Raw genomic sequence first — 20,185 nt, forward strand, 5'->3', positions numbered from 1 at the left:
CTCTGGTTCCCCATGCACTGCTCCCTGCCTGCCACGCGCACCTGCTTTCTAGCTTCCGTAGTCCTGTTTCTCTTCTTTTTACTGGCAGTATTGCAGCCTGCCCCGGCCCTGGCCCAAAACCAGCCGCCCAAACAGGCCCCCATTCCCGCAGGCATTCATCTGCCTGGCCCCAATGCCACGCCCGAACAAATTCTGGAAAGCCTTGTGGGCATTCCCTACCGCATAGACGGCACCACCGACGAGTTTGGCAACTACACCCTGTTTGCCCAGCCCAATGAGCGCTTTGCCAGCCCTGGCCTGAATTGCAGCGGCCTTGTGCTAACTGCCTCACGGCTGTTGCTGCGCACCAATTTTACCCTGCATGAAGTAATGGTGGACCGCCTGAACGACAGCTACCAGGGCGCCCCCCTTGGGCATGACTGGGACTTTGGCTGGGACCTGATTATGAACATTTCAGAGCGGTTCCCGCGTACTTTGCTGCTGCCCGGCAACAAAACCATGGACCCAGCCAAAACCACTGGCAGCACCCCCCACGGCTTTGACCTTGCCAAAAAAGAAACGTGGCACGAACTCATGCCACGTTTTAAGACCAACCATTTGTACCTTGTAAGCTGGAAGCAACAGGTGAAAAACCCCGGCTATGACTGGGCCCACTACCATGTGGGGCTTATTCACAAAAACAGCAAAGGGGAAGTGTGGCTGTACCAAACCACCAGGCAGGGCAAAACAGCCAACCGCCGCAACCTTGCCTCGGCTGAGGGTATGCAGTCCTTCATGAAGTCCTTTGCCCGGCCAAGCATACCGCGCTACCTGACCATTATTGAAGTGACACTTCCCAAAACCGGGCAGTAATACCAACGCAAAAACACAGGCCACCGAATCATCCCCCGGTGGTCTGTGTTTTTACCCAGCACTTTCTACACGAATTCCCAGTGTCCTTGCGCTTATTATACCCGCCCGCCTTGCTTTTTCCGGAAGGCATCCACAATGGCAATAAACCGTTGCCTCTTGGCCAGCAGGGAAGGGTCAAGCAATTCCTCTGCCTCATTAGAAGAGAGCAGACCCACTGCAAGGGCTGCCTGCTTGATGGTGCAACCGTGTTCTGCCGCATGATGCGCCACCTGCACACCTTGCTTGTAGCCAAACACTTCCGCAATAACGGTCGCCAAAGCCAGAGAAGAAGCTGCATGCTCTTCACACACCGAAGTGTTCACCCGCACGCCCACAAGGCATTTCTCCACAAACAGCCGGGTGGCATTACACAGCATTTGGGCAGAGTTGGTAATGCCATGCAGGAACACGGCCTCCCACACATTCAGGTCAATATCGCTGCCCTCTGCTGCCATGGTTATGGCTGTGTCGTTTCCGCATACCAAGTATGCCACCTGGTTCACCAGTTCTGGAATGATGGGGTTGATTTTACCCGGCATAATGGAAGAGCCTGGCTGCACGGCGGGCAGCACAATTTCCCCAAACCCGCAGCGAGGGCCAGAATTCATCATGCGTAAATCGCGGGCCATAGAAGAAAGCCCCGCCGCATAGTTTTTAAGCGCGCCTGAAATATCTGTATACAAATCAGCATGCTGGAGTACATCAAAATAGTTCGGTGTGCAACAAAAAGCTGCCCCGGTTTCTTCTTGCAGCGCAGTAAAAAACGCTTCAAGAAAACCGGGGGCAATGCCAATGCCCGTTCCCATGCCCCCAGCCCCCATGCCCAATTCAAGGCACTGCATAGTCAACAAGCGAAATGCAGCCCGCCGCTTGCCCACAAAATGCAAATACCCGGAAATCTGCTGCCCAAGGGTCATGGGCAATGCATCCATAAGGCAGGTGCGGCCCAGCTTTACGGTGCTTCCGTGCTGTTCTTCCAGCATATGCAAGGCGCTTTCCAACAGAGCCAGGCATCCATCCAGTTCTTGCAGCCATTGCCAAAATGCAATGTGCATGGCGCTGTGCACCAGGTCGTTGGTGGAATGGCACATGTTTACGTCGTCGTTGGGGTGTATCCGACCTGTGCCTGGGCCACCGCCAAGCAATACTTCAGCCCGAATAGCAAGCACCTCGTTAATATTCATATTCATGCCCACACCCCCGCCGCCCTGGATGCGGTCCACCGGGAAGGCATGGTCCCATAGCCCTGCCACCACTTCTACCGCGGCCTTGGCAATGGCGTTTCCTTTTTCCGGCGGCATAAGGCCAATGTGCATGTTGGCCTTTACCGCACACAATTTCACCAGCCCCATAGCCCGTACGAACCGAACATTATGATGTATGGCAATACCCTCTATGGCTGCATTCTGACGGCTGCGTTCCGTTTGCGCCCCAAAGGGAGCATTCCAGGCAAGGGTCACTGCCCCCAGGGAATCATACTCTTCACGCTGGCCTGTGGCCCCAAGCCCAAGGGCATGCATACCCGGCCCCAGGGGCTGCTGCACCAGCCCGGCTTGCATGGCCCCCTGCGGTGAGGCACAACAACTGGTGTACCACTGGGTAATTTCTTGCTGCAACAAGGAAAGTGCCCCATGCGGAAACTGTTGTAGCAACCTTGCTTGCAGTACCCCCAGCAGCACTTCCTGTGCGGGCAAACTGTGCATACTGCTTATATCCTGCACCAGCCCCAGAAGGGTACCAAGGGTGTGTAACCCCTGCATGGCAGGGGGCACTGCCCCTTCGCCCACAGTGCCTGAAGCGACCCCATGTACAGCATTGTGCAAACACAGGGCGTAAGTGCAATAGCTGGCAAGCTGGGCGCTTTCCGCTCCCATCAGGGCAAAGGCTTTGCCATACAGGGCATCTTGCGTTTTTTGCACATCAACGACATTACGAAAGATTCCATAGCCGGGGCTGTGCAGCGCACACAAGGGGCTGTGGGCCATACCGTGCTCCAGCAAAGCGGCTTCCGCCTGCCCGCTAAACGCCACAAACGGTCCCGCACCCCACAAAGAAAGCACTGTGGCAATGCGGTTTCCCACAACAGCAATGGCCTGCTGCGGGCATTGTACAGTAAGTGCCCCACCGAGGGGGGCGACCCCCACAGCCTGGGAAGCCAGTGCCAGTTGCCATGCCCTGTGCAAACTCATTGCAGCAAGGCTCCGCTCCTGTTGCCCTGCACTGTGCGCCTGTTCCGCAGGCGGTGCGCACCAGCCCAGCACCCCTGTGGGAATACGGGTTTGCACACCATAACTTCCTGTTACTACAGCAGGGGCTACTACAGCCAGTACTGCGTGTGCCGCTTCCTGTGGCAAAGAAAACGTAAAAAGCAGCGCCTGCGGCCCTTTTGCCCCCAAGCCCTGCTCAAGAGCTGGCACAAGCGGCTGCTGGCGCACCACAATGTTTACCCCGTCAACTGAAAGCGTTATGTCCTGCCCCGCAGTAGGCAACGGTTCTGACAAAGAACAGAGCAAAGGAAAGTGCAATGGCACGCCCCCTGCCTCCAAGTCAACTTTCTGGGCATGGGCAGGGTGCAGCAAACGGCCTGCAACAGAACACTGAACAGAGTGCGCTGGTGTAGAATACTGCAAGGCAACTGAAGCAAACGGAGCATAAAAGACCCGTTCTTGAAGGCGGGAACAATCCAGGGCAATAGTGGAGCAAACGTTCATGGTGCCTCCTTCAGGCGTGGGTATGGTACATGAAAACCTTTTATTCATATGCCCGTCAGGAGAAAGAGAGCAACCCCTCACAGCACGCCATTTTCGCATATCCAGTATGCATACATAGCAATATATTTTTTCCCTATTCTTTCGTATTCATTTAGACAGCAAAGGCGTCCTTTACCCCTAATCTATTTATGTTATTGGAGGTATTTTATGGAATATGTCAATCTTGGCAACTCTGGCCTGCGTGTTTCCCGCCTGTGCCTAGGCACTATGAACATGGGCAGCAAGCAGTGGAAGCCTTGGATTTATGACGAAAAAGAGAGCGAACCCATTATCGCCCATGCCTTTGAAAGCGGCGTAAACTTTATTGACCTGGCTGATTTTTATTCCAGCGGCGAAAACGAAGCTGTTTGCGCCAACGTACTGCGCCGCATTGCCAAGCGCGATGAAATTGTTGTTGCCACCAAAGTAGGTTACCCTTTTGGCGGCGGGCAAAACAACCAAGGTCATTCACGCCTGCACCTTGAAAAAGCCCTGGATGGCAGCCTGAAGCGCATGAAAATGGACTATGTAGACATTTACATGCTGCACTATTACGACCTCACCACCCCTGTGGAAGAGTTCTGGGAAACCATGGATTCATTTGTGCGCAAGGGCAAAGTGCGCTACCTTGCCTGTTCCACCATGATGTCCTGGCAATTTGCCAAAATTTACTACACGGCGGAAAAAAACGGCTGGCAAAAGCCTGTGAACATGCAGCTGCAACTGAGCGCCGCCTACCGTGAAGAAGAACGGGAAATGATTCCCTTCTGCCGCGATGCACGGGTGGGCATTTCAGCGTTCAGTCCGCTGGCACGGGGCATTCTTTCCTGCGACTTTTCCTCCAACCGCAATACCACCGACTTTTTCACCCATGAAATGTTTGGTGATGCCGTTTCCAAAGAAATTGCCCTTTCCGTAAACCGGGTTGCCAAGCGTTACGGTGTGCAACCTGCCCAAATAGCCCAGGCCTGGGTGCTGCAACACAGCGGTGTTGACGTTATGCTGGTTGGGGCAGACACCAAAGACCAGTTCAACACGGCCCTTGCCGCCCTGGAAATGCCCAAGCTTACCCCGGAAGACCTCTACGAAATTGAGCGCAATTACACCCCGCGCGACCATATTAACGACTACAACGCAGACTGCCGTATTCCGCGCAACACGCGCCCGGCAAAAGCTCCTTACGACAAGTAATTCCCCCTTCTGTTCCCTTGCGGAACCGAATGCCCCGGCTTTGCACCTGCTGCCTGTTATTGGCAACGCCACCCAGGCAGCGGGATACTATCCGTATAAATTTCTTTACGTTTTGTCACTTTTGCAGAATGATGCCAAGGCCCGTTCTGCACCATGTGCAAGGAGACCCCCAATGCAAGTTCCTCCAGAATTGCTTCAACGCGTGCAAAAATGGCTACGGCAAGAGAAAAAAAGCTACATCAACGGGCAGTGGGTACGTGGTGAAGGCAAGGGCATTACCCTGTATAACCCCGCCACAGAAGAAGTGCTGTGTGAATATGCAGGCCTGAGTGAGGCCCAGTTGAACGACGCCATTGAAGCTGCCGATACAGAATTCAAAAAGCAGACGTTTGGCAACCTGCCCGCCCGCGACCGCGCCGTATTGCTGCGTAAAATGGGCGACATTGTGCGCCGCAACACGCAGGAACTGGCCCTTATAGAAACTCTGCAAAACGGCAAAACCTTTGTGGAGTCGCTTGGCGACGACCTGCCCGATTCTGCCGATGTGTTTGACTACTACGCAGGCTGGACCGACAAATTTTATGGCGAAGTCAGCCCCACAGGCGCAGGCACGCTGAACTATATTCTGCGTGAACCCCTTGGGGTGTGCGGCCTGATTGTGCCGTGGAACTTCCCCCTGCTGCTGACCATGTGGAAGCTGGCCCCGGCCCTTGCCACCAACAACACCGTGGTGGTTAAGCCCAGCAGTTACACACCGTTAAGCTTCATTCGCTTTATGGAACTGCTGGATGCAGAACTGCAACTGCCCCCCGGCCTTATCAACATGGTACTTGGGCAAGGCAGCCTGGTGGGTAATGCCCTTACAGCTTCGCCTAAAGTTGCCAAAATCTCCTTCACTGGCAGCACGGAAGTGGGCAAAAAAATCATGGAAGGCAGTGGAAAAAACCACCTGCGCCCCCTTTCCCTGGAGCTTGGGGGCAAGTCGCCCTGCATTTTCTTTGAAGACACGCCTAATCTGGATGCCGCCATTGCCCGTGCCTACCAGGTTATGTTCTCCCAAAAAGGAGAAAAGTGTTCTGAGCCTACCCGTTTCATCATTCACCGCTCCATTTACAAAAAAGTGGCAGACGCCCTGGTGGAGCGGGCCAAAGCCTACCGCCTTGGCAACCCGCTTGACCCCAACACCCAGCAAGGTGCCCAGTGCCACAAGCAACACTTTGCATCTATTTGCAACTACCTGGAAGAAGGGGAACGCATCGGCCTAAAACGGTTATGCGGTGGGTTGCCAGCTAAAGCAGGTGATTTGGCAAAAGGCTATTACGTGCTGCCCACCATTTATGACAACGTAGACCCCAATTGCCGCCTGGCTCAGGAAGAAATATTCGGCCCACTCTTGTGCCTGTTTCCCTTTGAAACGGATGAAGAAGCCATTGCCCTTGCCAACAATACCCCTTATGGGCTTGCTGCCGGGCTTTACACAGCAAACATTTCACGGGCCCATACCCTGGCGCGTGAACTGCAAGCCGGGCAAATTTTCATTAACAAATACGGCCAGTACGACTTTGCAGCCCCCTTTGGCGGCACCAAGCAAAGCGGCCTTGGCCGGGAAATGGGCGTCCATAGCATTGAAGCCTTTACCCAGGTAAAAAGCGTGCTCATCCAGTTGTAACAGGGCATAGCAGGTAAGGCTGTGTTTCCACCAGGGGTGCCCAGGGAGTAGTTACATGAGTTCCATTTATTTCTTTGCTGGGCAAAGAGTAAAACGGCATCTCATACAGGCACTCTCCACGAACCCCTGCACCCCTGGCGGAGGATACAACTTGGGTGCAATGCGCCTGAACACAGCCCCCCCGGCAACGTTACAAAGGAGCCCCACATGCCCCAGTTACCCAATGCAAAACTGTTGCAAGCGTTTGAAGCAACGGCACGGCATCACAGCATAACGGAAGCTTCCAAAGAACTGTACGTTACCCAAAGCGCCTTAAGCAGGCAGCTTAAATCGCTTGAGCAACTGCTGGATGTAACCCTTTTTACTCGTAAAAAAAATAAACTGGCCTTAACCGATGCCGGGCTCATTTTGTATGCAGTGCTGAACAAAAACCTGCCGGAAATTATTTCCTGCATTAACGGCATTCAGCGCGGCGGCATGCGGCGCCTGTATATAAAAGCACCCCCTTCCTTTGCCAGCCGCTGGCTTGCCCCGCGCTTGCCCAGGTTTTACGCCCTGCACAAAGTGCCCATAACCCTGCATATTGATTCTGTTGCCTTGCCCCCCATACCACAGCCTTATGACTGTGAAATTATTTTTGGGCACAGCAACGCCCCCTTTGCCCACGCAAAGCTGATTTTTGAAGAACAGATACAACCAGCCTGCGCGCCTTCCATTTTGCACAGGCTGCATACGGAAGGCATAGATTCGCTCCCTGTTTTGCACACCCTTTCCGGCAGAACACCATTGCCTTACTGGGACTTCTGGATGCAGGCAAACCCGGGGAGCCCTTATGCCCCAAGCCAGGCTTCCCTTGTTTCCGGCATGGCCTTCAGTACGCAAGAACAGGCTATTGGCGCTGCTGTGGAAGGCCTTGGGGTTGCCATTGTAGACACAAACATTGCTTCCATTGTGTTGAAGCGCAAAGAACTTATTGCCCTTGCAGAACCCGTGGTCACCCCGTTTCGCTACTGGCTTGTGGCCAACAAGTCGCTGCGCCAAGACGACCCAACACGCCTGTTCTGCAACTGGCTGGAGCAAGAATCGCTGCTTTGCCACGTATAATTCCATTTTTTACCAGCGCACGAGGAACCCATGAGTCAATTTACCGCACAACAAGCTCTGGATTACCACGCAAGCCCACGGGCTGGAAAAGTAGAAGTTGTTCCCACAAAACCCTGTGCCAACCAGCACGACCTTTCCCTGGCCTATTCCCCTGGTGTTGCTGAAGCATGCCGGGCCATTCACGCCACCCCGGAACTAGTTAATACTTACACTAACAAGGGTAACCTTGTAGGGGTTATTTCCAACGGTACCGCTGTGCTTGGCCTTGGCAACATAGGGCCGGAAGCAGGCAAGCCCGTTATGGAAGGCAAAGGCATTTTATTCAAAATGTTTGCGGATATTGACGTGTTCGACCTGGAACTCGCCCACACCGACCCAGACGCACTTATTGCTACGGTAAAAAATCTGGAGCCAACCTTTGGCGGCATTAACCTGGAAGACATCAAGGCTCCTGAATGCTTTTACATTGAAGAAACGCTTAAAGCCTGCATGGGCATTCCCGTGTTTCACGACGACCAGCACGGCACAGCCGTTATTTCCGGTGCAGCCTTGCTCAATGCAGTAGAAATTGCTGGCAAAAACATTGAAGACTGTAAGGTGGTGGTAGTGGGCGCTGGGGCCGCAGGCATTGCCTGTTCCAAGTTTTACCTTGCCCTAGGCATTGCGCCTGAAAACCTCTACCTGTTCGACACCAAAGGCCTGATTCATGCTGGCAGAAAAGACCTGAACCCTTACAAGGCCGCGCTGGCTCAAAAAAAGGACGCAGGCAGCCTTGCCCAGGTGCTGCAAGGGGCAGACATGTTTTTGGGGCTTTCCAGCAAAGACTTGCTGCACCCGGACATGGTCAAAACAATGAGTGCCAAACACCCCATTATTCTAGCCTGCGCCAACCCAGACCCCGAAATACGCTATGAAGTAGCCAAGCAAGTGCGCCCAGACTGCATTATGGGCACAGGCCGTTCTGACTACCCCAATCAGGTAAACAACGTTTCTGGCTTCCCCTTTATTTTCCGCGGGGCGCTCGACACCGCTGCAACCCAAATCAACGAGGCCATGAAAATGGCGGCGGCCAAAGCCCTGGCCCAACTGGCAAAAGAGCCCGTTCCCCAGGAAGTATGTGACCTTTATGAGGGCAAGCAATTTTCCTACGGCCTGGATTACGTTATTCCCAAACCACTGGACCCGCGCCTGCTCACCAGAATAACCCCCGCAGTGGCACAGGCCGCCATGGAAACCGGGGTGGCCCGGAAGCACATTGCCAACATGGAAGCATATACAATTGGCCTTGAGCACCGCATTCACGCTTCCCACAACCGCCTGAACGCCTTTGTCGCTTCGTATGCTGGCACAGGGGCCGTGTAACGGCACCTTGTAATCACTCTCACGGGCACTGACTATAGCCTTTCAGGCCACAAGCCAGCGAAAACGGCTTAACACCTGCCACAGTGCCCCATGGCATCACCCCCTCCCTTGCCGTGTTTTCTCAGGGACGCCTTTGCTACCCTTTTTACGGCCCACGCGTGTGCAGCACGTCCACTGTAAAAAGTTGTCCTTGCAGCAACACACCAAACGGGGAACAGAGTGCCGTATTCTTTTCTCTTCTTGGTTGTATTTTTGTTGTGCCATTGCAAACAGCACCTGTGGCAGCGGAATCTTTACTGCTGCCTGCTTTGGGGCATTGCCCCTGCTGTTTGCAACAATGCGGCGTCCATCCGTTTCCTTGCCCTTAGGCAAGAGCATTTCAATAATGAATGGCTCTGGTAACTGCAAAAGTAGCTGCCCGCTACCAAAAGGAAACTGCCGCATGGCGCTCCACACAGGTTTTGAGGGTTCGTTCCTCAAAGCCACAACTATATGGAGTTAGTATGCATCAACAAAAAATTCGTCTCGACGACCTTCCACTTTCGCCCTTCCATTTTAAAATTACCGCGCTTACTTTTGGAGCGCACCTGACCGACGGCTACATTCTTGGCCTTATTGGCATAGCTCTTACTCAAATTACCCCGCTTATGGGGCTAAATTCCTTCTGGCAAGGGTTTATCGGCTCTTCTGCCCTTATTGGCCTGTTTCTGGGCAGCCTGTTTTTTGGCATGGTGGCAGATTCTTTGGGCCGCCAAAAAATATTTCTCATCAGCTTTGTGGTTATTGCCCTTGGTTCCCTTGGCCAGTTTTTTGTGACCACCCCCCTGCAACTTGCCCTGTGCCGCATTGCCATTGGCATTGGCCTTGGCGGGGACTACAGCGTGGGCCACGCCCTGCTGGCAGAGTTTTGCCCCAAAAAATACCGCGGCCCCATTCTTGGTTCATTCAGTGTTATCTGGACAGTGGGTTATGTTGCGGCAACCTTTGTAGGCTCCTTTGCCATGAAGGAAGGGAACCCTGAAGCATGGCGCTGGATGCTGGCTTCTTCTACCCTGCCCGCCGTTATTATTCTTATTGCCCGTATGGGCGCGCCAGAATCTCCCCGCTGGCTGGCAAACCAGGGCCGCCTAGAAGAAGCCAACGCCATTCTGGCAAGACTGTTTGGCCCCAATGTTATTCTGGGGGATGAAGCCCCTGCCACCACAGGGGGCGGTTTTATGGCACTTTTTGCCCCGCAGTACATCAAGCGCACCATCTTTAACTGTATGTTTTTTGTGTGCATCGTTATGCCCTACTTTGCCATTTACACCTTCCTGCCCATGATTTTGGGCATAATGGGCCTTTCGGAAGGGTTTATCACAGAAATGCTGCTCAACATGCTCCTTATTCTTGGCGCATTCATTGGTATCTGGTGCACTATTCGGTTTACCCGCCGCGGTTTTCTCATCAACTCCTTCATTATCATTACCACTGCCCTCTTCCTGTTGGGGCTGCTGCCTGATACACAAAACGCCCTGCTTATTGGCGTGTTTGCCTTGTTTACCGTAACCCTTTCGGCCATGAGCAACCTTGTGGGCGTTTTCCCGGCGGAAAGCTTCCCTACGGAAATCCGCTCCAGCGGCATTGGGCTTGCTACGGCCTTCAGCCGTTTTGGTTCTGCCATTTCCACATTCCTTTTGCCCCTGTGCATTGTCCACTTTGGCATTCACACCACCATGCTCATTCTTGGTGGCGTTGCCCTGGTGGGTACAGTCATTTCCATACTGTGGGCACCGGAAACAAAGTACCTATCCCTTGCCCAGGCAGCCAAAAATTCTGTTGCAAATGAAAATGAGGCCAGCCTGCTGAACAAGTCTGCACAAGAAGCATAAGCCTGAACACCCCCACATTGTAAGCAAAGCCCCCTTTCCTCAACAGGAAAGGGGGCTTTTATACCGCCTGTACAGGGCTACTTGAGTCGGCACTTAACCGTATTTCCACTTTGTGCTCAATACGGGCTACGCAAGCTGCAAAATAGCCATACCCGCAATAAGCATAGCCATGCCCAGCCAGGCCACAGGCTTCAAGCGTTGGCCAAACAGCATGGCACCACCAATGCCGGTGCCCACCACACCAATGCCGCCCCACAGGGCATAGGCAATGGCAAGGTCCATGCCCTGCACGGCATAGGCAAGGCAGGTAAAGGCCAGGGCAACAAATACCAGTGCCCCCAAGGCATAGGTTTTGCGCACAAATCCTTCCGACTTTGCCAGCAATATGTTGGCATATACTTCAAGGCCGGCAGCCACCACAACAGCCACAAAAAAAGTCCAGGCAGGAGCATTGGCAAACATGGTTAGCCCTCCTGCCCTTGTTGTTTCGGTTGCAGCGGCTGCTGCGGCCCGTCTTCCGTGCCATGGTGCACCAAGAGTGTCCCCACAAGCACCAGGCCAAGGGCAGCAAGGCGCGTAGCATCCATGCGTTCTTGCAGCACCCACACGCTGACCATGCTTATGGCCACAAGCCCCAGCCCTTCCCAAAAGGCATAAGCTACACCCAGGGGAATACGCATAACGGCCCGTGCCAGAAAATAATAGGAAAGGCCCAGCATGGCGTACATAACCAGCATGCCAACCACAGCCCAGGAGCCCTGGGAAACCTTCATGACGCTTGTACCTGCCACTTCAAAAAAAATGGAGCCCAGCAGGCACAACCAGCAGTACAGGGCAGAAACAGAGGGTGTATGTTCACGACCCATAAAGACTCCTTGGGAAAATACATACAGATGACCCTACATACGCCATACAAAGCCATATGGCAATAAAGAGCGCTACATGCGGGCATATATTCACATAGCCATTCTCCTTTGCCACGGCTCTGTACCAAAGTGATGTATGTATTATTCTGGCTTTACTTTACGGAAGGTAAGGCGGTGCAGCCTGCACGGGCCATGGGCCGAAATGGCCGCAATATGCGCCTTTGTGCCATACCCCTTATGGGCAGCAAGCCCATATACAGGAAACCGTTCTGCCAGCCGGGCCATGAGCGCATCACGTACTGTTTTGGCAAGAATGGAAGCCGCGGCAATAGGCACAAACCGAGCGTCGCCATCCACATAGGCAGCCTGCACAGGCAGCGGCAGAGCACTGCATGCCCGCCAATGTGGGGCAGCAATGGTTTTGTTGCCGTCAATGGCAAGGGGAAGGGTGTGAGCTGATGGCAATACCGTACCAGCACTGCCTTGGTGAAATGCAGGAGACTGGTGCCTCACCTGAGCATACAGGGCAAGGCAGGCACGGCTCATGGCCCGGAAGGTGGCATTAAGAATATTCACGGCATCAATTTCCCGGGGCCAGGAGTACCCTACCCCAAAGGCCAAAGCATGTTGGCGAATGGCAAGGGCCAGATCCCTGCGCAGGGGTTCGGCAATTTTTTTAGAATCATCCACCCGGGCAAGCTCTGGGGGCAGTGTAGCTGGCAGCCACACGCAAGCAGCCACCACAGGCCCGGCAAGGCACCCGCGCCCGGCTTCATCCACCCCAATACAAAGCGTAGCCGGGCCTTGGGCCAGCTCCTGCGGAGAAAGTAAAGGAAGAGGTGATGTGCTCATAGGTTCCTTGAAACACCAAAAGCTCCCGCCATTGCAGGGGAGCTTTTGGTATGAGTAGCGTATGAAACGCGCAGTTATTTCGTTTGGCAACGCGAAGTAGCGCCGCCAAACGGAAAAAGTGGGCGTTTCCTAGTAAGCGTTCTTAGGCTTAATACGAGCAGATTTACCCTTAAGCGCACGCAGGTAGTACAGACGGCTGCGACGTACGCGGCCTTCGGTAATCAGTTCCACTTTTTCAATAAAAGGGGAATGCATGGGGAAAATACGCTCAACACCAACACCGTCGGAAATTTTACGCACGGTAAAGGTTGCGTCCACTGTGCCACGGCTAATGCGAATTACGTTGCCCTGGAACACCTGGATGCGTTCTTTTTCACCTTCAACAATACGCATGTGCACTTTCACGTTATCGCCAGAGCGGAACGTGGGCAGGTCCATACGCAAGTGTTCTTGTTCAATCTTCTTAATAATATCCATATTGCTCTCCCTTGGCCCAACGGTGGTGTACTCAAAAAAAATTGTGGGGGCCGCGCTTACGCTGTTAGCACCAGTCGCCCAAAATGCGGTCCATCATAATAGCGGCAGCGGCGCGCACCGAAAGGTGGTTGTAACGCCCATGCCAGCGAAACGGCGGCAGAAACTTTTCGCACAAGCCGCATGCTTCCGGCGCAAGGCCATGGCCTGTGCCCAGCAAAAGCAGAACGGGCCTTTCTTCCAGCACTTCACGTACCCCCAAAAAACCTATGGCTTTCTGGCTTTCCGCTTCTGCCCGTGCGGAAGAACCCACCACAAGGGGGGCTGCACCACATTGGCTGGTAATGTCCTGAATGGCCTCTTCCAGCGATGCCACCCCTGTAACAAGGCTTAAGGCCTCATCCCTGTGGGGGTTGCTTTGCTTGCCTGCCCCTTCATGCCAATGGCGCAAAAGGGATTCCAGCAAGCGTTGCTGGTCTTGGATGGGGGTAACCACGTAGTAGCCCCCAAGCCCGAACGTGCACGAACTGCGGGATATATCGTGAATGTCAAGATTTGTCAAAGAAACAGCGACAGAATTTTTCCATTTATCCAACACAGGGTAATGCACCAGGGCACAATACAAGTTTTTCCCTATGCGCTGCAAGGGTTTTTCTTGCAAAAAGGCATAATCTTCTGCCCCCAGGGGAGCTTCGCCTATAATGTCCGGGCGCACAGCCAAAGTGGTTTCCAAGGCCCGCTCACGCCGCCAGCGGGCTACCTTGCCATGGTCACCGCCGCGCAGCACTTCTGGCACGGAAAGCCCGTAAAATTCCACAGGCCGGGTGTAGTGCGGGTATTCCAAAAGGCCGGAGGAAAAACTTTCTTCCGTGCCGGATTCTTCGTCACCCATATACCCCGGTACCAGCCGTGCCACAGACTCCATAAAGCACAGGGCTGCGGCTTCCCCACCGTTCAACACAAAGTCACCTACAGAAACACATTCCACCGCAAAAAGGTCTTCAATGCGGGCGTCAATGCCCTCATAGCGCCCACACACCAGGGTAATATCCTTGGCAGCAGTCAGCTTACGGGCCAGGGCCTGGCTAAGGGGCTTGCCTTTAGGGGAAAGGTACACCAAAGGCCGGGCAGGGCTTGGCAGGGGGCGCGGGGCCCCGGCTTCCCGCACAGGGTGCCCAAGGTGCAACAGCACGTCAGCAAGGGGCTGGGGCAGCATTACCATGCCTGGGCCACCGCCATAAGGCCTGTCGTCCACCTTGTTGTGCTTGTCTGTGGAAAAGTCGCGCGGGTTATGCACAGCATACGAAACAAGGCCAGCCTCAATGGCACGGCCCATTAACCCCTGCTGCATGGGGCTGGCAAAAAATTCAGAAAACAAACTGACAAGGGAAAAATGCATGGCCAAACCTTTCAGAGCAGTTACGAAAAAAGCCGATGCTACTGCTAAGGGAAACGCTCAGTTTTTCGTTTGGCAAGGCACAAGCGTTTCTTGAAGCAGGGTGACAATTCCGCAGGAAAGCGGAATTGGGCACCGCCCGCAGGGCGGGAGCCGAAGGCCGAGGCCCAGGACGGGCCGAGTCAACTCTTCTGTCCTCGACTGTTTCAAGAAACGTAAAGTAACGCAGCCAAACGGAATAAATCAGCGTTTCCCTAAATACAAATCGAGCAGGCCAGGCGGGGGCGCAATAACCGCTATTTCAGCGGTAAGGTCGATATCCAGCACAAACTCCGGCACAGCAGGCAAAAGCACCTCTTCACCAGTGGGAGTGGTAATGGTCCACAGTTCCTGCCCGGCAGGGGCAGCCACACCGGTAATAACCCCAATTTCACGGGGGGCGCGGCCTTCTTCTTCCGCCACCACCCTAAGGCCCATAATATCGGTTATGTAGGCTTCTTCTTCACTCAGTTCCGGCAATTCTTCCCGCGTGGCAAGCAGGTAAAGGCCACGCAGGGCTTCCGCCATAGTGCGGTCTTCCACCCCGGCAAAGCGCAACAACACTTGTTGGTGGTGCATGCGGGAGGTTTCCACCTTCATGGTGCCAGTGGGGGGGCCTTCGTCACAGCGGCTCACCGCCACGTCGCCTCGCAGCAATTCGGACGTTTCCGCAAAAAGCTGTACAGCCACTTCACCGCGCACACCATGGGGCTTGCTTACGCGGCCAAGGGCAACATAAATTTGTTTGTTTTTTTTATCAGACACGACAGATGAGAGGGAAGCACCGCTGTGCAGCCTGCCCTGGGTAGCTTGCCCTGAACGTAGGATTATTCAAGAATTTCGAGAACAGAACGCTTTTTCAGCTTTGTGGAGGCAGCACCAAGCACGGTGCGGATAGCACGGGCAGTACGCCCCTGTTTACCTATTACCTTGCCCAGGTCTTCTTTGGCAACGCGCAGCTCATACACTACGGTCTGCTCGCCGCCTACTTCTGTCACATGCACCTGGTCAGGGTTATCAACAAGAGACTTAGCAATAAATTCTATAAGTTCTTTCAGCATGTTCACCCTCGCTTTGGCTTGGGGGAGTGCCCTGCCATAGTAAACCTGATGTGTGCGAATGCACGGTGAAAAAGCACAAGCCGGCCCGGCGCACCCGCGCCGGCTTAATGTGCAAAATCAAGGTGTTCCAGCTAGAAAGCCGGACACTCTTAATGCAAAATGAAGTTACTTATTCTTCATCAGGCTGCGCACTGTGTCGCTTACATCAGCGCCAAGGCTAACCCATTTGTCGAACTTTTCTTTGTCAATGCTCACTTGAGCAGGCTGGGTCATGGGGTTGTAGAACCCAAGGAACTCGAGAGGACGCCCATCGCGGCGGCTTTGAATGTTGGTTGCAACAATGCGGTAAAAAGGACGTTTTTTGTTGCCAGTACGTGTAAGTCTGATTTTTGTAGCCATTGTGTATTCTCCCTGATGCGTTGATTGTAAAGCGTGTTGCAAGAAAGTGCAAGGCGCTCGTTGTTTTCCTGTTTGCCCCCAGCACCCACTTACAACCTGCGGGGTGCGGTGCCCCCTACGGTAAAGGGGTGTGGAAGGGGATCCTTCCACAAAATTTGTTTTCTTCCTCCGCTCCTTCGGCAGGGGAGATGCTTCGGCGGCATAGCCACTCACACCCTCTGCCCTCACTCCACGGCTTGCTATTACCGTCGACGTTAAGAAAGCGGTATCACCACTAATAAGTTCTTTCTGTGGCACACAGAAAGCGCTCAATTTTTTTCGTTTGGCAAGGCGCAATTTCTTTTTGCAGGAGGGGTGGGCTCTTTGGCCCTGCCCTCTTGCAAAAAGAATGAAGCAACGCCGCCAAACAAAAAAAGGGAGTGCTTTCTAGCGGTTCTTCTTTTTGCGCTGCCGCTCCGCCTTCCTCTTCGCCCGAAGCTTTTTATGCTCATCCTCGGAAAGGTCGCCGCCGCGCCCACCCATGCCGGGCATTCCGGGAAAACCGGGCATTCCAGGCATTCCGGGCACCCCCCCCATGGGCATGCCACCCATGCCAGGCAACCCTGCCGGGCCAGCACCGCCACCAGGCAGCGTGGGCATGCCACCGGGCACCTTGCCACCACCACCAGTCATTTTTTTCATCATGGTACGCATGGTTTCAAACTGCTTGAGCAGCTTGTTCACATCCGCCACGGTGGTGCCGCTGCCCTTGGCAATGCGCTGCTTGCGACTGGGGTTAATAATAACCGGGTTGATGCGCTCTTTGGCTGTCATGGAGTTAATCATAGCCTCCACTTTTGCCATTTCCTTTTCAGGCACGCTCATGTCACCCAGTTTCTTGGTTAACCCGCCAAGGCCCGGAATAAGCTTTAAAATACTTTCCAGCGAACCTATAGACTTCATGCGGCGCATCTGGGTGCGGAAATCTTCAAAGTTGAACTCGGCCCGCTGCATTTTACGGGCAAGGGCCTCCGCCTCTTCTTCATTGAACTCAGCCTGGGCTTTTTCAATAAGGGTAAGCATATCGCCCATGCCAAGAATACGGCCTGCAATACGCTCGGGGTGGAAAGGCTCCAGCTCAGAAATTTTTTCGCCAACACCAACAAACTTAACGCTTTGCCCGGTAACGGCCTTAATGGAAAGGGCTGCACCGCCGCGGGCGTCGCCATCCATTTTGGTCAGCACTACACCAGTAATGCCAAGGGCTGCATTAAAGGCCTCAGCAACAGTCACCGCGTCCTGGCCTGTCATGGCGTCTGCCACAAACAAAATCTCGCACGGGGCAACCCTGCCCTTAATGCTCACCAGTTCCTGCATCAAGGTTTCATCAATATGCAAGCGCCCGGCGGTGTCCAGCAGCACCACGTCGCACCCGGCCTGTTCGGCCTGGGCCACGGCGGCAGCGGCAATGTCCACCGGGTTCATCATGGTGGTGGAAGGGTACACAGGCAGGCCAAGCTGCCTGCCAAGGGTGGCCAACTGCTCAATGGCGGCAGGGCGGTAAACGTCTGCCGGGGTCAGGTAGGGCTTGTGCCCCTGGGAACGCAGCCAGTTGGCTATTTTCCCGGTGGAGGTGGTTTTACCGGAACCCTGCAAACCCACCATCATAATAATATGGGGCTTTTTGCCTTTCAGGTTCAGCCCGGTGTGTTCGCCCCCCAGCAGGGCTACCAGCTCGTCGTGAACAATTTTCACCACTTGCTGGGTGGGGTTCAAGTTGCCCCCCACTTCCAGGCCAAGGCACTGCTCTTTTACCCGTTCAATGAAGTCTTTAACAACCTTGAAGTTAACATCCGCCTCAAGCAAGGCAAGGCGTACCTCGCGCAGGCCTTCCTGAATGGTGGCTTCATCCAGTTGTTTGCGCCCGCCAAATTTGCGGAACACACCACTGAGCTTTTCTGAAAGGGAATCAAACATACCCGGCACCTGTTGCAGTTTGCGGCACACCACATGGCACCGCCCCGCAGGCAAAAGTCCGAAAAAAGAACACGCCACCCGGCGCGCCATGTTTTTGCACACGCTTTCTTGTTTGCAATACAGGGCAAATGCCTACTACCGCAATGTTACGCAGACATGCTACGCACCATCAAAAAACAAAGAAAGACGCATAGTATTATGCGAGAAAATCTACAGCGTCAAGCAATTTTACACGCCACCAAAGGAATAGAGCACGTTTCCCCGTGGCCTGTTAGCACTCTAAAAGTTCAGGAAGCAAGCTATACACCTCACCCAACATATATAATGAGCCACACACCAGCAGCGGGTGCTTGCCACCTTCTTCCGTAAACGCTTCTGGCATGCGCTGGTGCATATGTTCCGCTGCGCGGCACAACGCTTCTTCAACACTGGTACAGGCAAACGCATTCAAGCCAATGGCGCTGGCCAGCGCCGCCGGAGCCATGCTGCGCGGGTTATCCGCAATGGGCGGCACAAAAATGGCACCCGGGCTCATGGCCCGCACATGGGCCACCATGGCCGCAACATTCTTGTCTTCCAGGCAAGCAAACACGGTGGCAAGCGGGGCAACCCCTTGCTTCGCCAAGGAAAGGCCTAGGGCTGCAAGGCCGTGGGGGTTGTGCCCGCCGTCCAGCACCATGGGGGGCACCCCGTAAGGCGCTTCAAGCGCGCCCAGTGTGCGCGGGCCCAGCAACCTCGCGGTGCGCTGCATGCGGCCTGGAATCCAGGCCGTGGCAAGGCCATGGGCTTCGGCTGTGGCATTGCCTGGCGTACCTATACATACGCTGGCAGCGGTTCCGCTTAAGGCCGGGGCACCTACGGTGGGATTGGCCTGGAACACGCGCCACCCGGCCAGGGCCAAGGCTGCATTGCCAAGCTGATGCGCCCCCCCAAGCCCAAGGGCAACAGGCGGTTCAGGCAAAATCGTTTCTTGTGGGCCACAAAACAGCAAAGAGGCACCTACGCGCTGCGCCACTTCTTGCAACACCGCAACCACGCTGCCATGCTGCGGGCCGGAAAGAGCCTGCTTGCCGTGGCGCATGGCCCCGGCTTTATCGGTTGCCACCGCGGCCAGGGTTTCCCCAAGAATGGCGGTGTGGTCCAGGTCGATGGGGGCAAACAGCACCATGTCGGCTTCCAGGGCAGTGGTAGCATCAAACGTACCCCCAAGGCCTGTTTCCATTACGGCAAAGGCCACATTGTGCTGGGCAAACAGCAACACGGCCAGGCAGGTGATAAGCTCAAAATAAGTCAGGCGCACGCCCTGCCCCTGTTGCATAAGCACATTGGCAGCCTGTACCCATTCTGCTTCCGGCAGCATGGCCCCATTAATGCGAATGCGTTCCCGCACGGAAACAAAGTGCGGTGACGTGTGCAGCCCCACCGTAAGGCCATGGGCCGCTGCCAGGGAGGCAAGAAAGGTGCTGGTGGAGCCTTTGCCGTTGGTACCCACCACTTGGGCCACAAAAAAGGGAGGTCGCTGCAAGCCCAGCAGCCGCAAGCTTTCACGCATACGGTCAAGGCCCAGCTCCATACGAAAAAGCCCCCTGCCTGCCAGGTACTGCTCAAATTCGGCGTACTCTGAAAAAACAGGGGGAGAAATGGCGGGGGAACAATTGTCTGTCAACGAGCTATCCTTTGCCAGTTCCAACAACGCCACCTGCCAGAGCAAAAAGCCCAGCGGGTGGTGCCCAACAACATATTATTGCCGCTTCTCCTGGCATGCATGGCACACCCCAACAAATTCAATATCCACGGACAAAACGTCAAATCCCGGCGCATTGGGTTTTGTACAAGCGGGCAGTTCCACGGGGGGAAAAATATCGCCCACCATGCCGCACCCCTGGCAACGAATATGCTGGTGCGGTGCCATATTGCCATCAAAGCGCATTTGTTGCCCAGCCCGCTCAAGGCGGCGAATGGTGCCGGAACTGGAAAGATATTCCAGGTTTCTGTACACAGTGCCTAAGCTAATATGGGGCAGCTTGTTGCGCACCATAGAATAGACCTCGTCTGCAGTGGGGTGGCTAGTAACGTGACGCAATGCGTCCAAAATTACTGCCCGTTGTTTTGTCATGCGCGTTTGAATCATGGTCACCTCAACTTGCAATTTCCCTATTCCTTAATGATAGCTGTTCTCCTTGTCAAGCCTCAACCCTCTGGTATTGCCTATTTTGTTACTTTTTCCGTCGCAGTGTAGGCTATTTGCATTCGTGGGTGAACAAAGGTATGCTAATACGCAGTGGGCCAAAGCGGCCATGCTCC

18 protein-coding genes are annotated in these 20,185 nt (G+C 54.4%); 6 read left to right on the plus strand and 12 right to left on the minus strand.

Annotated features, from left to right (window positions below; genetic code table 11):
* The first annotated feature begins 12 nt into the window (after positions 1 to 12).
* A complete protein-coding gene (locus G497_RS18545) occupies positions 13 to 852 on the plus strand; it encodes a hypothetical protein (RefSeq protein WP_051258186.1) in 840 nt (279 codons plus the stop codon).
* A 95-nt stretch (positions 853 to 947) separates the two neighbouring features.
* Here the strand turns inward: G497_RS18545 and G497_RS19455 are convergent, their stop codons facing one another.
* A complete protein-coding gene (locus G497_RS19455; protein ID WP_051258187.1) occupies positions 948 to 3,602 on the minus strand; it encodes a lyase family protein in 2,655 nt (884 codons plus the stop codon).
* 207 nt (positions 3,603 to 3,809) lie between these two features.
* On the opposite strand from G497_RS19455, the gene G497_RS0114745 reads away from it, so the two are divergent.
* The 5 genes from G497_RS0114745 (at position 3,810) to G497_RS0114770 (ending at position 10,838) form a co-directional block, all read left to right on the plus strand.
* Positions 3,810 to 4,832: an aldo/keto reductase gene (locus G497_RS0114745; RefSeq protein ID WP_027188716.1), complete on the plus strand. Its 1,023-nt coding sequence runs from the start codon at positions 3,810 to 3,812 to the stop codon at positions 4,830 to 4,832.
* A 172-nt stretch (positions 4,833 to 5,004) separates the two neighbouring features.
* A complete protein-coding gene (locus G497_RS0114750) occupies positions 5,005 to 6,501 on the plus strand; it encodes an aldehyde dehydrogenase family protein (RefSeq protein WP_027188717.1) in 1,497 nt (498 codons plus the stop codon).
* Between the two features lie 207 nt (positions 6,502 to 6,708).
* Positions 6,709 to 7,605, plus strand: coding sequence for a LysR family transcriptional regulator (locus G497_RS0114755; protein ID WP_027188718.1), 897 nt, complete (start codon positions 6,709 to 6,711; stop codon positions 7,603 to 7,605).
* 30 nt (positions 7,606 to 7,635) lie between these two features.
* On the plus strand, positions 7,636 to 8,967 hold the full coding sequence (locus tag G497_RS0114760; protein ID WP_027188719.1) for a malic enzyme-like NAD(P)-binding protein: 1,332 nt from the start codon (positions 7,636 to 7,638) through the stop codon (positions 8,965 to 8,967).
* Between the two features lie 503 nt (positions 8,968 to 9,470).
* A complete protein-coding gene (locus tag G497_RS0114770; RefSeq protein WP_027188721.1) occupies positions 9,471 to 10,838 on the plus strand; it encodes an MFS transporter in 1,368 nt (455 codons plus the stop codon).
* Positions 10,839 to 10,964: 126 nt separating this feature from the next.
* On the opposite strand, the gene G497_RS0114775 is transcribed toward G497_RS0114770, so the two are convergent.
* From G497_RS0114775 to G497_RS0114825, 11 genes are all read right to left on the minus strand, one after another.
* Entirely contained in the window at positions 10,965 to 11,300 is a 336-nt protein-coding gene (locus G497_RS0114775; RefSeq protein ID WP_027188722.1) for an SMR family transporter, read from the minus strand.
* Between the two features lie 2 nt (positions 11,301 to 11,302).
* Positions 11,303 to 11,704, minus strand: coding sequence for a DMT family transporter (locus G497_RS0114780; RefSeq protein WP_034638158.1), 402 nt, complete (start codon positions 11,702 to 11,704; stop codon positions 11,303 to 11,305).
* Positions 11,705 to 11,845: 141 nt separating this feature from the next.
* Positions 11,846 to 12,556 (minus strand): ribonuclease HII, encoded by a 711-nt coding sequence (rnhB, locus tag G497_RS0114785; RefSeq protein WP_084516349.1) that lies wholly within the window; start codon positions 12,554 to 12,556, stop codon positions 11,846 to 11,848.
* Between the two features lie 129 nt (positions 12,557 to 12,685).
* Positions 12,686 to 13,033 (minus strand): 50S ribosomal protein L19, encoded by a 348-nt coding sequence (gene rplS / locus G497_RS0114790; protein WP_027188725.1) that lies wholly within the window; start codon positions 13,031 to 13,033, stop codon positions 12,686 to 12,688.
* Between the two features lie 64 nt (positions 13,034 to 13,097).
* Positions 13,098 to 14,429: a tRNA (guanosine(37)-N1)-methyltransferase TrmD gene (trmD, locus tag G497_RS0114795; protein ID WP_027188726.1), complete on the minus strand. Its 1,332-nt coding sequence runs from the start codon at positions 14,427 to 14,429 to the stop codon at positions 13,098 to 13,100.
* Between the two features lie 240 nt (positions 14,430 to 14,669).
* Positions 14,670 to 15,230, minus strand: a complete 561-nt coding sequence (gene rimM, locus G497_RS0114800; protein ID WP_027188727.1) for a ribosome maturation factor RimM — start codon at positions 15,228 to 15,230, stop codon at positions 14,670 to 14,672.
* Between the two features lie 62 nt (positions 15,231 to 15,292).
* A complete protein-coding gene (locus tag G497_RS0114805) occupies positions 15,293 to 15,526 on the minus strand; it encodes a KH domain-containing protein (RefSeq protein WP_027188728.1) in 234 nt (77 codons plus the stop codon).
* A gap of 165 nt (positions 15,527 to 15,691) precedes the next feature.
* Entirely contained in the window at positions 15,692 to 15,925 is a 234-nt protein-coding gene (gene rpsP / locus G497_RS0114810) for a 30S ribosomal protein S16 (RefSeq protein ID WP_027188729.1), read from the minus strand.
* A 426-nt stretch (positions 15,926 to 16,351) separates the two neighbouring features.
* The gene (gene ffh / locus G497_RS0114815) at positions 16,352 to 17,881 is read right to left on the minus strand and encodes a signal recognition particle protein (RefSeq protein ID WP_027188730.1); all 1,530 of its coding nucleotides are present in this window, start codon (positions 17,879 to 17,881) and stop codon (positions 16,352 to 16,354) included.
* A 271-nt stretch (positions 17,882 to 18,152) separates the two neighbouring features.
* Complete coding sequence (locus G497_RS0114820) at positions 18,153 to 19,547, minus strand: bifunctional folylpolyglutamate synthase/dihydrofolate synthase (protein ID WP_245576406.1); 1,395 nt, start codon at positions 19,545 to 19,547, stop codon at positions 18,153 to 18,155.
* 75 nt (positions 19,548 to 19,622) lie between these two features.
* Complete coding sequence (locus tag G497_RS0114825; RefSeq protein ID WP_027188732.1) at positions 19,623 to 20,012, minus strand: Fur family transcriptional regulator; 390 nt, start codon at positions 20,010 to 20,012, stop codon at positions 19,623 to 19,625.
* Positions 20,013 to 20,185: the final 173 nt, after the last annotated feature.

The organism is Desulfovibrio cuneatus DSM 11391 (genome assembly GCF_000430005.1).
GTDB classification, from domain to species: Bacteria; Desulfobacterota; Desulfovibrionia; order Desulfovibrionales; family Desulfovibrionaceae; genus Frigididesulfovibrio; species Frigididesulfovibrio cuneatus.

Excerpts from the sequence above, each read along its gene's own strand:
- G497_RS18545 (WP_051258186.1), top strand. The coding sequence starts at position 13 with ATGCACTGCTCCCTGCCTGCCACGCGCACCTGCTTTCTAGCTTCCGTA.
- G497_RS19455 (WP_051258187.1), bottom strand. The coding sequence starts at position 3,602 with ATGAACGTTTGCTCCACTATTGCCCTGGATTGTTCCCGCCTTCAAGAA.
- G497_RS0114745 (WP_027188716.1), top strand. The coding sequence starts at position 3,810 with ATGGAATATGTCAATCTTGGCAACTCTGGCCTGCGTGTTTCCCGCCTG.
- G497_RS0114750 (WP_027188717.1), top strand. The coding sequence starts at position 5,005 with ATGCAAGTTCCTCCAGAATTGCTTCAACGCGTGCAAAAATGGCTACGG.
- G497_RS0114755 (WP_027188718.1), top strand. The coding sequence starts at position 6,709 with ATGCCCCAGTTACCCAATGCAAAACTGTTGCAAGCGTTTGAAGCAACG.
- G497_RS0114760 (WP_027188719.1), top strand. The coding sequence starts at position 7,636 with ATGAGTCAATTTACCGCACAACAAGCTCTGGATTACCACGCAAGCCCA.
- G497_RS0114770 (WP_027188721.1), top strand. The coding sequence starts at position 9,471 with ATGCATCAACAAAAAATTCGTCTCGACGACCTTCCACTTTCGCCCTTC.
- G497_RS0114775 (WP_027188722.1), bottom strand. The coding sequence starts at position 11,300 with ATGTTTGCCAATGCTCCTGCCTGGACTTTTTTTGTGGCTGTTGTGGTG.
- G497_RS0114780 (WP_034638158.1), bottom strand. The coding sequence starts at position 11,704 with ATGGGTCGTGAACATACACCCTCTGTTTCTGCCCTGTACTGCTGGTTG.
- rnhB (WP_084516349.1), bottom strand. The coding sequence starts at position 12,556 with ATGAGCACATCACCTCTTCCTTTACTTTCTCCGCAGGAGCTGGCCCAA.
- rplS (WP_027188725.1), bottom strand. The coding sequence starts at position 13,033 with ATGGATATTATTAAGAAGATTGAACAAGAACACTTGCGTATGGACCTG.
- trmD (WP_027188726.1), bottom strand. The coding sequence starts at position 14,429 with ATGCATTTTTCCCTTGTCAGTTTGTTTTCTGAATTTTTTGCCAGCCCC.
- G497_RS0114805 (WP_027188728.1), bottom strand. The coding sequence starts at position 15,526 with ATGCTGAAAGAACTTATAGAATTTATTGCTAAGTCTCTTGTTGATAAC.
- rpsP (WP_027188729.1), bottom strand. The coding sequence starts at position 15,925 with ATGGCTACAAAAATCAGACTTACACGTACTGGCAACAAAAAACGTCCT.
- ffh (WP_027188730.1), bottom strand. The coding sequence starts at position 17,881 with ATGTTTGATTCCCTTTCAGAAAAGCTCAGTGGTGTGTTCCGCAAATTT.
- G497_RS0114825 (WP_027188732.1), bottom strand. The coding sequence starts at position 20,012 with ATGATTCAAACGCGCATGACAAAACAACGGGCAGTAATTTTGGACGCA.